The 12,908-nt window shown below is 68.5% G+C and carries 15 protein-coding genes; 6 read left to right on the top strand and 9 right to left on the bottom strand.

What is annotated here, in order from left to right; translation table 11 throughout:
* Window positions 1–14 precede the first annotated feature (14 nt).
* The 3 genes from ACH413_RS41660 to ACH413_RS41650 are packed head-to-tail and all read left to right on the top strand — an operon-like array spanning window position 15 to window position 3,794.
* Window positions 15–2,690 (top strand): alpha/beta fold hydrolase, encoded by a 2,676-nt coding sequence (locus ACH413_RS41660; RefSeq protein WP_396425798.1) that lies wholly within the window; start codon window positions 15–17, stop codon window positions 2,688–2,690.
* Entirely contained in the window at window positions 2,683–2,871 is a 189-nt protein-coding gene (locus ACH413_RS41655) for a hypothetical protein (RefSeq protein WP_360046776.1), read from the top strand. The genes ACH413_RS41660 and ACH413_RS41655 overlap by 8 nt, the downstream gene beginning before the upstream one ends.
* Window positions 2,868–3,794: an ABC transporter permease subunit gene (locus ACH413_RS41650; RefSeq protein WP_360046775.1), complete on the top strand. Its 927-nt coding sequence runs from the start codon at window positions 2,868–2,870 to the stop codon at window positions 3,792–3,794. Before ACH413_RS41655 ends, ACH413_RS41650 begins: the two co-directional genes overlap by 4 nt.
* A gap of 169 nt (window positions 3,795–3,963) precedes the next feature.
* On the opposite strand, the gene ACH413_RS41645 is transcribed toward ACH413_RS41650, so the two are convergent.
* Window positions 3,964–4,356, bottom strand: coding sequence for a VOC family protein (locus ACH413_RS41645; protein ID WP_360046774.1), 393 nt, complete (start codon window positions 4,354–4,356; stop codon window positions 3,964–3,966).
* A gap of 56 nt (window positions 4,357–4,412) precedes the next feature.
* On the opposite strand from ACH413_RS41645, the gene ACH413_RS41640 reads away from it, so the two are divergent.
* A complete protein-coding gene (locus tag ACH413_RS41640; protein WP_360046773.1) occupies window positions 4,413–4,793 on the top strand; it encodes a VOC family protein in 381 nt (126 codons plus the stop codon).
* Here ACH413_RS41640 and ACH413_RS41635 read toward each other — a convergent pair.
* From ACH413_RS41635 to ACH413_RS41610, 6 genes are all read right to left on the bottom strand, one after another.
* Complete coding sequence (locus tag ACH413_RS41635; RefSeq protein WP_360046772.1) at window positions 4,790–5,137, bottom strand: MmcQ/YjbR family DNA-binding protein; 348 nt, start codon at window positions 5,135–5,137, stop codon at window positions 4,790–4,792. The genes ACH413_RS41640 and ACH413_RS41635 overlap by 4 nt on opposite strands.
* An 8-nt stretch (window positions 5,138–5,145) precedes the next feature.
* Entirely contained in the window at window positions 5,146–5,577 is a 432-nt protein-coding gene (locus ACH413_RS41630) for a MarR family winged helix-turn-helix transcriptional regulator (RefSeq protein WP_319977063.1), read from the bottom strand.
* Between the two features lie 156 nt (window positions 5,578–5,733).
* Window positions 5,734–6,204: a DUF6193 family natural product biosynthesis protein gene (locus ACH413_RS41625; RefSeq protein WP_360046771.1), complete on the bottom strand. Its 471-nt coding sequence runs from the start codon at window positions 6,202–6,204 to the stop codon at window positions 5,734–5,736.
* A gap of 5 nt (window positions 6,205–6,209) precedes the next feature.
* Window positions 6,210–6,416, bottom strand: coding sequence for a hypothetical protein (locus ACH413_RS41620; RefSeq protein WP_360046770.1), 207 nt, complete (start codon window positions 6,414–6,416; stop codon window positions 6,210–6,212).
* A gap of 30 nt (window positions 6,417–6,446) precedes the next feature.
* Window positions 6,447–8,609: an excinuclease ABC subunit UvrB gene (uvrB, locus tag ACH413_RS41615; RefSeq protein ID WP_360046769.1), complete on the bottom strand. Its 2,163-nt coding sequence runs from the start codon at window positions 8,607–8,609 to the stop codon at window positions 6,447–6,449.
* 55 nt (window positions 8,610–8,664) lie between these two features.
* Window positions 8,665–9,759, bottom strand: coding sequence for a DUF5685 family protein (locus ACH413_RS41610; RefSeq protein ID WP_360046768.1), 1,095 nt, complete (start codon window positions 9,757–9,759; stop codon window positions 8,665–8,667).
* A gap of 50 nt (window positions 9,760–9,809) precedes the next feature.
* On the opposite strand from ACH413_RS41610, the gene ACH413_RS41605 reads away from it, so the two are divergent.
* Both ACH413_RS41605 and ACH413_RS41600 read left to right on the top strand, forming a co-directional pair.
* Window positions 9,810–10,319 (top strand): DUF402 domain-containing protein, encoded by a 510-nt coding sequence (locus ACH413_RS41605; protein WP_360046767.1) that lies wholly within the window; start codon window positions 9,810–9,812, stop codon window positions 10,317–10,319.
* A gap of 88 nt (window positions 10,320–10,407) precedes the next feature.
* Entirely contained in the window at window positions 10,408–10,926 is a 519-nt protein-coding gene (locus ACH413_RS41600; protein ID WP_360046766.1) for a hypothetical protein, read from the top strand.
* Here the strand turns inward: ACH413_RS41600 and coaE are convergent.
* Both coaE and ACH413_RS41590 read right to left on the bottom strand, forming a co-directional pair.
* Window positions 10,902–12,050, bottom strand: coding sequence for a dephospho-CoA kinase (coaE, locus tag ACH413_RS41595; protein WP_360046765.1), 1,149 nt, complete (start codon window positions 12,048–12,050; stop codon window positions 10,902–10,904). The genes ACH413_RS41600 and coaE overlap by 25 nt on opposite strands.
* Before the next feature lie 10 nt (window positions 12,051–12,060).
* Entirely contained in the window at window positions 12,061–12,531 is a 471-nt protein-coding gene (locus ACH413_RS41590) for a hypothetical protein (protein ID WP_360046764.1), read from the bottom strand.
* Between the last annotated feature and the right edge of the window lie 377 nt (window positions 12,532–12,908).

Raw genomic sequence — 12,908 nt, 5'->3', positions numbered from 1 at the left:
ACAGCGCTCAGACGGTGACGATCGAGACACGCCTCTACCTCCCCCAGCAGACGCCCGCGCCCGCGATCATGCTCGCGCACGGCTTCGGCGGCAGTCTTCGCAGCGTGCACACCCAGGCCGAGGAGTTCGCCCGGCGCGGTTTCGTCGTTCTGACGTGGTCCGCGCGCGGTTTCGGCCGCAGCACGGGCCAGATCGCGCTGAACTCGATCGACCGCGAGGTTCGTGACGCGCAGAAGCTCCTCGACTTCCTCGGCACACGTGACGAGGTGCAGAAGGACAGCGGCGGCGACCCCCGTGTGGGCGTGACAGGCGCGTCGTACGGCGGTGCGTTGTCGCTGCTGCTCGCGGGCGTCGACAAGCGCGTCGACACCATCGTCCCCGTCATCACCTACAACGACCTCGCTCAGTCGCTGCTGCCGAACTCGGCGCTGGCGACCCCGCGGGCGGACGCCACCCCGTCCGCCACCGCGTTCGGCGAGGACGGCGTCTTCAAGCGTTCGTGGGCGGGCATCTTCTTCTCCGCGGGCATGACGTCGATCGACCTCTCGTCCCCCACGGGCGACGCGCCCGAGACGGGCCAGCGGGAGTCGTCGAACCAGCAGGCCACCGTGCCGCAGCAGCAGCCGGGTGGGAACTCGGGTGGCCAGGGCCAGCAGCCGCCCACGCCGTCGCTCGGCGCGTGCGGCCGCTTCACGCCCGAGGTCTGCACCGCCTACACCGAGGTCGCCACGACGGGCAGCGCTTCGCAGCAGACGCTCGAACTGCTGCGCAAGTCGTCCCCGGTCGCCGTGACCGACCAGATCAAGCAGCCGACGATGCTGGTGCAGGGCGAGCAGGACACCCTGTTCGGCCTCGACCAGTCCGACGCCACCGCGCGCCAGATCGCGGCGGCCGGCGGCCAGGTCAAGATGGTCTGGTACGCGGGCGGCCACGACGGCGGCAACCCCGGCACCGCGCTGCGCGGTGAGATCGCCGACTGGATGGACTTCCACCTGCGCGGCAAGGGAACCGACCCCGGCACCGGCTTCGAGTACACGGTGCAGGGCGCGTTCCGCTCGTCCGGCCAGCCGTCGCTGCGCACGGTCATCGCGCCGTCGTACCCCGGTCTCGCCCAGGGTTCCTCCACCGAGCGCAAGACGCTGAAGCTCAGCGGACGCGAGCAGGTCGTGGTGAACCCGGCGGGCGGCAACCCGGCGTCGATCAGCAACCTGCCCGGTCTGGGTTCGGCGCTGTCGCGGTCGTCGGCGATCTCGTCGCGGCTGTCGCTCGACATGCCGGGCCAGGCCGCGGTGTTCACCTCGGAGGAGCTGACCTCGCAGGTGCTGCTGACCGGGTCGTCGACGGTGAAGCTGCGCGTCGCGCGCGGTGACCAGACCTCCGGCGAGGCGATCCTGTTCGCGAAGCTCTACGACGTCGCCGCGGACGGCACCCGCACGCTGCCCGGCTCGATCGTCGCGCCGTTCCGCGTGGCGCTGCCCACGGACGGCTCGGCCGCCGAGGTGACGGTGACGCTGCCCGGCACCGTCCGTCCTGTCGAGAGCGAGCACAAGCTGGCTCTCGTGGTGTCCACGACGGACCAGGCGTTCGCGAACGCCGAGCAGCCCGCCGCGTACCGGATCTCGCTGGCCTCCGACGAGCTCTCGGTGCCCGTGGTGCCGGGCCGCAACGTCACCGAGGGCTTCCCGGTGGAAGCCCTGTGGGGCATCGTGATCGCGCTGCTGGTGCTGATCGGCGCCGGCATCATCGCGATGTTCCGCCGGCGCATGGCGCAGGACTCGGACCCCGACCTCGCCGACGTGCCGCTGGTCATCTCGAACCTCACGAAGGCCTACCCCGGCGGCGTGACGGCGGTGAAGGACCTGTCGTTCCGCGTGGAGCACGGCATGGTGCTCGGTCTGCTCGGCCCCAACGGCGCCGGCAAGACCACGACGCTGCGCATGGTGATGGGCCTGATCCACCCGTCCGAGGGCCACATCCGGGTCTTCGGCCACAAGGTCACGCCAGGCGCTCCGGTGCTGTCGCGCATCGGGTCGTTCGTCGAGGGCTCCGGCTTCCTGCCGCACCTCTCCGGTGCCGCGAACCTGCACCTGTACTGGGCGGCGACCGGCCGGCCGGTGGACGAGGCGCACTTCGAGCAGGCGCTGGAGATCGCGGGCCTCGGCAAGGCGGTGCACCGCCGCGTGCGCACGTACAGCCAGGGCATGCGCCAGCGGCTGGCGATCGCCCAGGCGATGCTCGGCCTCCCGGACCTGCTGATCCTGGACGAGCCCGCCAACGGACTCGACCCGCCCCAGATCCACCAGATGCGCGAGGTCCTGCGCCGCTACGCCGCGGCGGGCCGCACGGTCGTCGTGTCGTCGCACCTGCTGGCCGAGGTGGAGCAGACCTGTTCGCACGTGGTCGTGATGCACAAGGGTCAGCTCGTCGCCGCCGGCGAGGTGGCCGACATCGCGGCGGGAGGCGGCGAGGCGACGTTCCGCGTCGACTCCCCCTCGAAGGCAGCCGATGTCCTGCGGGGCCTCGAAGGCGTGCACGACGTGCACGAGGACGAGGACGCCGTGCACGCGTCGATGAACGGTGTCCCGCGCTCCGTCGCACTGACCGCTCTCGTGGCGGCCGGGGTGGCAGTGGACCAGGCGGGCCCGCGACGCAGGCTGGAAGACGCGTTCTTGGAGCTGGTCGGTGAATGACTTCCTGATGGCAGCGGCGTCCGCCACGGCGGACGCCCCGAACCCCGCCGCGATCGAGGTGCTGGCCGACGCCGGCCTCGACGTGGCAGACGAGATCGCGGCGACGCCCGCGTTCGCGCCTGTGCGGACCGCCAACCCGAACCGCACGAAGGCACCGATCCGGCAGGAGGTGGACCAGTGAACGACAACGGAGTCCACACCGATCCCGGCGCGCTCAACGACCTCACCGACGCGGCCGCCCTGCAGCACACCAAGGTGGCGCCGGACGGCTCGTCGGTCGGGTACAAGGCGCGCCGCACGCTCCGCATCCACGTGGAGCTGCAACGGCAGATCCGCCGCCGCAGGACCCAGCTCGTGCTGGGCTTCCTGGTGCTGCTGCCGTTCATCCTCGCGGCGAGCTTCGAGATCGGTCAGTCCGACCCGAACCGCCGCTCCGGTGGCTTCGTGGATCTCGCGACCGCCAGCGGCATCAACTTCGTGGTGCTCACGCTGTTCGTGAGCAGCAGCTTCCTGCTGCCGATGATCGTGGCGCTGTTCTTCGGCGACACGATCGCGTCCGAAGCGTCGTGGTCGAGCCTCAAGTACCTGCTCGCCGCACCGATCCCGAGGCACCGCCTGCTGCGGCAGAAAGCCGTCAGCAGCGGCATCCTCAGCGTCTTCGCCCTGGCCCTGCTCCCCGCGGTGGCTCTGGGCGTCGGCGTGGCCTGGTACGGCGCCGGCGAGGTGGTGAGCCCGACCGGCGAAGCCGCCCCGTTCGGCGACGGCGTGCTCGGGATGGCGCTCGCGGTCGTCTACATCGCGATCAACCTGTTCTGGGTAGCGGGCCTCGCGATGTTCCTGTCCGTGTCCACCGACGCACCTCTCGGCGCGGTCGGCGGCACGGTGCTCGTCTCGATCCTGTCGCAGATCCTCGACCAGATCGAGCCGCTCGGGGACCTGCGCAACTACCTGCCGACGCACTACGCGATGGCGTGGGCCGACCTGCTCTCGACCGACATCGACTGGTCGGAGATGACCCGCGGGGCGTTCTCCGCGCTCGTCTACGGCGGCATCTTCACGCTGCTCGCGGCACGTCAGTTCAAGACGAAGGACATCACCAGCTAGCCAGCGCGGTGACCGCCCGCCTTCGCCCGCTCCTGCGACGATCAGACGGGTGCATCACGGCGCCGGCCCCGCATCCTCATATCGGGCATATGGGGGTGCGGGGCCGGTGTCGTGAGGCACCCTGCTGGGCGCCGCAGGAGACGGCGAAGGTGGGCGGTCACCGCGCTGCCTACTGCACGCAGAACTCGTTGCCCTCGGGGTCGAGCATCACGACCCAGTGGCCCTTGTTGTCGTTGAACTCGCGAACCCGCGTGGCACCAAGGGAAACGAGCCGATCAACCGCCTCCAGCCCGGCGTTCACGTCGAGGTGGAGGCGGTTTTTCGCGGTCTTGCCCTCCGGCACGCGCTGGAAGAAGAACCGCGGCCCCTTCCCCTCGGGATCGATGATCGCCGAGTAGTCGTTGACCGACTCGAAGGGGATCTTGTTCTTGACGGCGAAGTCCTCCCACGACTCGAAGCCGGGAGGCGGCGGCTGCAGCACGTAACCGAGTGCGTCCGCCCAGAAAGCGGCCAGCTTGCCGGGGTCAGCCGCGTCCATCGTGACCTGGATTCCGATAGCCATGACGCCACCGTAGAAGCCAATGCGGACACCCACTGTCCGGAGTAGCGTGCCGTCCCATGTTGCGTCCTGTGCACTTCGAGATCCACGCCGCCGATCCCGAGCGGGCGCGGAACTTCTACAGCTCCGTCTTCGGCTGGAAGATCGAACAGTGGGGCGACATCCCCTACTGGATCATCACCACCGGAGACGACGACCAGGCAGGCGTGAACGGCGGCCTGCTCCCCCGCCGGGGCCCCGACCCCGCCGCGGACGCGCCGGTCAACGGTTTCGTCATGACGATCAGCGTGATCGACATCGACGCCGCCATCGCCGCCATCGAGGTCAACGGCGGCACGGTCGCACTGCCCAAGGACAAGATGCCCGGCGTCGGCCTGCTCGCGTACTACAAGGACACCGAGAACAACATCTTCGGCATCCTCCAGCCGGAAGAGCGCTAGGCGGGCCGCTTGCTCTTGGGCAACCGCGCGACGACGGCCTCGTAGGAGCCGTCGACCAGCTCCAGCAGGTCGTCGTCGGGCACGGAACCCTTGAGCGCGATGGTGTTCCAGCCGTACCGGCCGACGTAGCCGCTCACCGTGACGTCGCCGGGAAAGCGCTCTCGCCACACCGCGGCGGCCTCGGCGTCGACGCCGCACTTGAGCCCGACCGTGTGCACGTCGAGCCCGATGAAGGCGAACGCCTTCCCACCGACCTTGCACACCAACTCGGCCTCGCCCCACGGATACGTCTCTTCCGCGCCAGGCTTGCCCGCGCAGTACACGATCAACTCATCCAGTGTCACAACAGGAATTATCGCGCGCCGAACACCGCGACGAAACGAGTGAGCAGCCGGGCGAACTCCGCCCGCTCCTCCTCGCTCCAGTCCGTCATGGCGGCGGCACAAGCACTTTGCCGCGCCCGGTGCAGCTCAGCGGACGTGGCGCGCCCTCTGGGCGTGCGCACGAGCAACACCCGCCGGCCGTCGGCCTTGTCCGCGATCCTCGACACCAGCCCGGCGTCGACCGCACTGGTGACGAGCTTGCTGGCCCGAGGTTGGTCAACGTGCAAAGCCAGGGCAACACTGGAAACCGTGGCCTGAGCCCCGGTCCGTTCTGCCGTTTCCACAACGTCGAGCACGTCAAAGGCCGGTACGGCCAACTCGGCCAGCGCCCGACGTGACTGACTGCGCCGCACAGCGATCAGCGCCTGCTCCACCGCGGCGAGGTGGGAGTCCACATCCACCCCGAGATCATGGCCGTCCCGCGCCCTGACGAAAGCTGTCCGCGCACATCTCACCCCAGAGGGCGATTTACGCGCGACGCGCGAATCGTTATACGCGAGCGGGATTACCCGCCGCAGTCACCGATCTCACCGTCAGCAACGTCCATAGTGGACGAACTAGCGGCCGGAGTCGCGTGAACGAAGATCCTCAGGAGACGGCACGCCGAGCCGGTCCATCTCGGTCAGGCACACCCGGACCGCCTCGGCGGCGTCGTAGGTGATCTCGGGTGTCACCTGCCGGCTCTCGGCGACCGTGAACCGTCCGGCACCGGCCGGCCGCACCCACGGGCCTGGCACCGGGTACTCGTCCGAGGTCGGCCGGAACGACATCCACCACATCGACTTGAACGGGTACATCCGCCGCAGCCGCGGTTCCCGCATCGCCGCCTCGACGAACTCGCCCAGGCCGTCCCTCTTGTTCGCGCGGTACTGCTGCCAGCTGAGCTCGGTCCGGTCGCCGCTCTCGTACGCGTCGGCGACCGCGACGAAATCGGCGAACGGCCAGGCAGCGGCCAGCTCTCGCGGGGTGGCACCGCCGAGCCAGGCCGCGGCAGATCCGGTGACCTCGGACAGTTCAGTCGTGGTCACCCGGCTCAGGTGCATCTCCCGCAGTTTGTGCCGCACGTAGAACAGCCGCTCGTGACGAGCACAGCACGATCACCTTTGCTCGCCATGACCACGAAGCCGCCGAAGGCGCGCGGCGCGTCACGCAGGTCGATGTCGCAGCCGGGGCAGGCGGCCTGAAGCACCGCCGTGAGGCCGCCCGCGTCGACCACGTCCTGATAAAGCGATTCCCCCATGCCGTCCCAAGCTACCCGCGCGACGCGGGGTTACTTGACGCCGGCGGCGTCCATCCCTCGCAGTTCCTTCTTCAGGTCCTGGATCTCGTCCCGCAGCCGGCCCGCCAGCTCGAACTGCAGATCCCGGGCCGCGTTCATCATCTGGTCGGTCAGCGACTGCACCAGGTCCGCCAGCTCGGACCGGGCCATGCCGGCCCGCTCGTGCGAGGCGACGACGCCGGAGGAACGACCGCCCTCGCCGGTGGCCCGCTTGCCGCGGGACTGGTTGCGGCCGGAACCGCCGACCGGGACCTCGTCCTCCACCTCGGAGTACACGGCCTCGAGGATGTCGGTGATCTTCTTGCGCAGCGGCTGCGGGTCGAGGCCGCGTTCGAGGTTGTAGGCGACCTGCTTCTCGCGCCGCCGGTTGGTCTCGTCGATCGCGTGCCGCATCGAGTCGGTGATGCGGTCCGCGTACATGTGGACCTCACCGGACACGTTTCGCGCGGCACGGCCGATCGTCTGCACCAGCGACGTGCCCGAGCGCAGGAAGCCTTCCTTGTCCGCGTCGAGGATCGCCACCAGCGACACCTCGGGCAGGTCGAGGCCTTCCCGGAGCAGGTTGATGCCGATCAGCACGTCGAAGTCGCCCAGCCGCAACTGCCGCAGCAGCTCGACGCGGCGCAGGGTGTCGACCTCGGAGTGCAGGTAGCGGACCCGGATGCCCAGCTCCAGCAGGTAGTCCGTCAGGTCCTCCGCCATCTTCTTGGTCAACGTCGTGACCAGCACCCGCTCGTCGCGCTCCGCCCGTTCGCGGATCGAGTGCACCAGGTCGTCGATCTGGCCCTCGGTCGGCTTCACGACGACCTCCGGGTCGATGAGACCGGTGGGGCGGATGACCTGCTCGACGAACTCCCCGCCGGCCTGGCCCATCTCGTACGGGCCCGGCGTCGCCGACAGGTACACGACCTGGCCGATCCGGTCGGCGAACTCCTCCCAGGTGAGCGGGCGGTTGTCCAACGCCGACGGCAGCCGGAAGCCGTGCTCGACCAGGTTGCGCTTGCGGGACGCGTCGCCCTCGTACATGCCGCCGATCTGCGGCACCGTCACGTGCGACTCGTCGATGACCATCAGGAAGTCGTCCGGGAAGTAGTCGATCAGCGTCGCCGGCGCGGTACCGGCGCCGCGGCCGTCGATGTGGCGCGAGTAGTTCTCGATGCCGTTGCAGAAGCCGACCTGCTTCATCATCTCCAGGTCGTACTGGGTGCGCATGCGCAGGCGCTGGGCCTCCAGCAGCTTGCCCTGGCGCTCCATCTGCGCGAGCGTCGTCTCCAGCTCCGCCTCGATGTCGCGGATCGCGCGCTCCATCCGCTCCGGGCCCGCCACGTAGTGCGTCGCGGGGAAGATCCGGAGGTCGGAGACCTCCTTCACCACGTCGCCGGTGAGCGGGTGGAGGTAGAAGAGCTTGTCGATCTCGTCGCCGAAGAACTCGACTCGGATCGCGAGCTCCTCGTAAGACGGGATGATCTCGACCGTGTCGCCGCGCACGCGGAACGAGCCGCGGGTGAACGACATGTCGTTGCGGGTGTACTGGACGTCGACCAGCAGGCGCAGGAACGCGTCGCGGTCGACCTCCACGCCGGTCTCCAGCGGGATCGAGCGGTCGAGGTACGACTGGGGCGTGCCCAGGCCGTAGATGCACGACACCGACGCGACCACGATGACGTCGCGCCGGGTCAGCAGCGACATCGTGGCCGAGTGGCGCAGGCGCTCGACGTCGTCGTTGATCGAGGAGTCCTTCTCGATGTACGTGTCCGTCTGCGGGATGTACGCCTCGGGCTGGTAGTAGTCGTAGTAGCTGACGAAGTACTCCACCGCGTTGTGCGGGAAGAGCTCCTTCAGCTCGTTCGCCAGCTGGGCGGCCAGGGTCTTGTTCGGCGCCATCACCAGCGTCGGCCGCTGCAGCTTCTCGACCAGCCACGCCGTGGTCGCCGACTTGCCGGTACCCGTGGCACCGAGCAGCACCACGTCGCGCTCGCCGGCGCGGACGCGGCGTTCCAGGTCGGCGATGGCCGCCGGCTGGTCGCCGGCGGGCTGGTACTCGCTGACCACGCGGAACTGCCCGTCGGTGCGCTCGATGTCACCTACGGGACGGTGCTCGGAGTGCGCCTTGACGGTGCTTTCCTCTGACGGGAGCTCGGTTGCGAAAGCCACGGGAAGCACGTTACGCCGGAGGTCTGACAATTTCCGATTGTGCCTGTTCAGAGGCCTAATCGCAGGGACAGCAGCAGCAATCGCAGCAGTCGCAGTCGCACCCGTCGCAGTCGAACGGGTTGTCCCGCCGCTTGTCGCTCCAGGGGCCGGGGAACGGGTCGCGGCAGCAGAACTGGCACGTCCCGCACTCGTAGAGGAACGCCCCGCAGCCGCTGAAGCACCCGCGCGGCTGCGGCTGCCAGTTGAGCCTCGGGTAGGCCCACAGCCCGCTGCCGGGATCCGACCACCTGTGCTTGTGCGGGTCCCGGTTCTTGCGGCCGAAGACCCGGATGACCGACTCCTCCAGCTCGTGCACCATCAGCCGGTGCATGAGCCGCGCGTCGACGAACTCCACCTCGTCGAGCGCCAGCTTGATCCCCGTGAGGGCGTCCAGGCACAGCCGGTGCGCCTCGGCGACGGGGGTCCCGGTGGCGATCAACGGGTTCCACGCACCCGATGCGCGGTCGGCCTCCAGGTCCTCCGCGGCGTCGATCAGGTGCGCGACCCGTCCGAAGAGACGCCCCACCTCGCGCAACGGCTCGACGTTCTGCGGCTTGCCGGCGAGCACGGCGGTCTGCGCGACGGCGAACCCGGTCGCGGTCTCCGTGGGTTCGGTGACCACGAGCACGGAGCTGCCGAGCCCCGCCCCGCCCTCCACCTCGGGCTGCCGGCGCACCGCGTCGACCATCACCGACGCGTCGAACCCGAGGTCGGACGCCGTCTCCAGCCCCTTGGAAGCCCAGCGCTGCGCCACCGCACGCCCGGCCCAGCCCACCCGGCCGGCGAGCCCGTCGCCGTCGTCCACGTGGTCCTGGATCTTCAACGACGCCAGCACGAGCGACACCGAGGCCGCCAGCCGCGCCCCGGAACCGACGGCCACGTCCGCGGACTTCATGCCGCGCAACGCACACGGCCCGGCGGTCCGCCGCGAGACGCCGGACTGCGCCTCCACGGCGGCCGAGATCATCAGCCCGTCGTAGTTCGTGACGAGGCGCGAGAGATGACCGTGCTCGTCGCGCAGCGACAGGCACATTCCACAAAGGTGAGAGAGCCACGCGGACCGCAGCTCAGCGCCCATTCTGTTGCGGCAGGGGCGGATGATCCCGAACATGCGCGGCATCCTAAGTGGCCGCGGGGCCCAACGATGGCAGTATCGCGGACGTGGCACACATCCATCCGCCGAAGATCGAGTACTTCGACCTGGACGCCAAGAGCAACACCGATCCCAAGGGACAGCTGCGCAGCGTCGACGAGTTCCGTCTCACGCCCACCGGCCTCTACATGTTCCGGCCGCTCGCGGGGCATCCGAAGATCAGCCACTTCGAGAGCTGGTTCCTGCCCAAGCTCAACATCCGCGTCACGCGCCAGTCGTGGCACCGGGGTCACGAGCTCGACTTCGACTTCTACGTCGACGTCGTGGAGATCAACGCGATCGGCAGCGTCTGGAAAACAACCGATCTGTACCTCGACCTGATAGTCCGAACGGGTCACAGCACAACCGTTCTGGACACGGACGAGTTGATCTCCGCAGTTCAGCACAACCTGCTCTCTCCGCAACGCGCGCAATGGGCGCTGGAAACCACCTACTCGGCGGTGTCCGGCATTTCAGCGCACGGTCACGATGTGGTCAGGTGGCTCACCTCTTCGGGTTGTCCTACGTCCTGGCGTTAGTACACAGAGCGTGTTCGTCACCTGACCGTGACGTAACAAATCGACCCGGCGTGTAACTGCGAGCACATATCTGACTACGCTCGGCGGCGTGGGAGCGGTCACTACACCTCAGTTGGTCGATGTCGTCGACACCATTTCGGGCGTGCGCGCTTATTCGTCCGGTGGCTCACGAACTCTTAGTTCGTGCAACGTCGAACGGTGGGGTCTGCGAATCGAGCATCCCACTCCGGAAGACCCGTTCTCGGACTCCGAGGTCACCTGGCTGATGCCCGAACTGGGCGTGCGCCTGACCACTTACCGCCCGCGTTCCCGGCACGCACGCAGCACCCCGAGCGTGCTGTCCGCGGTGCGGGTCGAGCGCGACCACCGCCACTGGCAGACGACGGACCTGCTGCTGGGCCTGGCCGTTCCGGGCGGCACCACGGCCCGCATCGTGCGCAGCGAGGAGTTCGCCGCCGCCGTGGCGGGCCGCGTGCTCCGGCCGGGCGACGCCGACCAGGCGCTGCGCACGATCCACCGCACCCTCGAAGAGCTGAGCAACGTCAACCACAACCTGACGTCGTGGCTGACGTGGCACGGCATCTACGACTCCTGGCCGCCCCTGTAGGCCTCGACCCGCGCGGCGGCCGCGTGCACCCAGGGATCCTTCGCCTCACCGTAGGCGAACCCGGTGGCGTCGGCCGCAAACCGCTGGGACAGCTCCAGCTTCAGGTTCGCGTACTCCTCACGCGCCTCCACGTCGTGCCGCAGCCAGTCGCGGAAGTCGACGGCCCACCGCCAGTTGGCAGCCCCTTCGACCCTCAAATGCAGGTGCACCCGACGCCCAGGGTCAGCGCCGGCGTGCAGCCGCTTGCTCCAGTCCCCCTCGCCCCGAGGCGTGTCCACGTACGGCCCGACGTACGGGAACCCGGCCTGCGCCAACGTCTCCCGCAGCGAGTCGGCGGTCTCCATGTCCTCCACGGCAAGCTGGAAGTCCAGCACGTCCTTGGCCGCAAGCCCAGGCACGGCAGTCGACCCGATGTGCTCAACATGCCGCCCACCGGCCGCCACACTGATCCGCCGAGCGATCCGCCGAGCCTGCGCAGGCCACCGCTCGTCATAAGGCACCACGATCGGCGCCCCAGACGCATAGGACCCGATGCGCAGGTTCTTCTCAAAACCCACCAGCCGATCCCACAACGCCGTGACGTCGGGAACCTCACCGCTGTTGTCCAGCCACACGTCCGCAACGGCCCGCCGCTGCTCATCGCTGGCCTGCGCGGCAATCCTGTTCTCGGCGTCCTGCCGGTCCATGCCACGACTACCGACCAACCGCCCCAGCCGAGTGGCAGAGTCCGCGTACACAACGATCACCAGGTGGTACACGGCCGCCATGTCCCGCTCCACCAGCAACGGGATGTCGTGCACGACGATGGCGTCCTCAGGAGCCTCGGCCATCCGCTGCCCGGTCAACGCCCCGATCCGAGGATGCGTGATCCCGTTGAGCGTCTGCCGAGCCTCCTCGGAGGCAAACGCCTTGGCCGCCAACGCAGCCCGGTCAAGCGACCCGTCAGCTCGGAGCACGTCCTCACCAAACGCCCGAACGACCTCCTTGAGCCCGTCAGTCCCAGGCTCAAGCACCTCACGCGCAAGCTTGTCCGCGTCGATGACGACAGCACCGCGCTCCACGAGCAACCGCGCGACCGTCGACTTCCCAGACCCGATTCCCCCGGTCAACCCCACCCTGAGCATGCGGCCCAGGTTAGACGGGAGGCGTCATCGACTGCTGGGCGAGTACGGGAAGGACGGCGACCAACTTCTCCTTGGGGATGAAGTTGTTCCGGTTGCGCACCACGAAGGTCGACTTCCCCAAGGACCCGATCAACAGCTGCTCGTCCTTGCCCTCGACCAACGTCCCCTTCTGCTTGCCGACATCAACCTCGGTGACCTTCGCCCCCTCAGCCCGCTCAGCCTCAACACTCTCGTTGACGCGAGTCCGAGCCGTCAGATCATCCGTGTACGTCGACAGCCCAATGACGATCTTGGCATCGAGCAGGTTCTTCTTCTCAGGAATCCCGTAGTAACAATCGATCTTCCCGGTCCGCCCGATCCCAGGCTCCTTGATGCCGACGATGATCCGAGGCTCCCCGCCGATCTCCTGCCCCAGCGTCGCGTTCATGACCTCAACGGGCACCACGAGCTCACAGTCGTCAGGCAACGCCCGATCCACCATCACCGGAACCCGCGACGGAGTCGTGGGTGGCGTGATCCGAGGAATCTGCGGCGGCGGCGCCTGAGTCTGAGGCACAGCAGCAGAACAGGCCGTGCAGACCGCCAACAGACCCGCGCCCAGTACCACGAAGAACTTGTTCCCACGCATAGGTTTGTCAACCTACACAACGAGGTTGGCCCTCCACCACAGAGTGAACGGGTGTCGCCCACACACAAACGTGGAAGCGCAACAGAACCCAGATCACCGCGAAGCCGAAGGCGAGCTGTCCTTACCAAACGGGCTGGGCGGTGGGTCCCGTCACGAGTCGCGCCACAGCTCTTGCTGCATGCGAGAAGGGGTGTCAACTCGACACGCTTTTCGTCGAGTTGACACCCCTT

This window comes from Lentzea sp. NPDC020367, from assembly GCF_044387305.1.
GTDB lineage: Bacteria > Actinomycetota > Actinomycetes > Mycobacteriales > Pseudonocardiaceae > Lentzea.
The sequence above is the reverse complement of the archived record's forward strand: the minus strand, read 5'-3'. Positions and strand labels throughout refer to the sequence as shown.

Coding starts and splice junctions, on each gene's coding strand:
- ACH413_RS41645 (WP_360046774.1), bottom strand. CDS start 4,356: ATGGCTATCGGAATCCAGGTCACGATGGACGCGGCTGACCCCGGCAAG.
- ACH413_RS41640 (WP_360046773.1), top strand. CDS start 4,413: ATGTTGCGTCCTGTGCACTTCGAGATCCACGCCGCCGATCCCGAGCGG.
- ACH413_RS41620 (WP_360046770.1), bottom strand. CDS start 6,416: ATGGGGGAATCGCTTTATCAGGACGTGGTCGACGCGGGCGGCCTCACG.
- ACH413_RS41610 (WP_360046768.1), bottom strand. CDS start 9,759: ATGTTCGGGATCATCCGCCCCTGCCGCAACAGAATGGGCGCTGAGCTG.
- coaE (WP_360046765.1), bottom strand. CDS start 12,050: ATGCTCAGGGTGGGGTTGACCGGGGGAATCGGGTCTGGGAAGTCGACG.
- ACH413_RS41590 (WP_360046764.1), bottom strand. CDS start 12,531: ATGGTGGATCGGGCGTTGCCTGACGACTGTGAGCTCGTGGTGCCCGTT.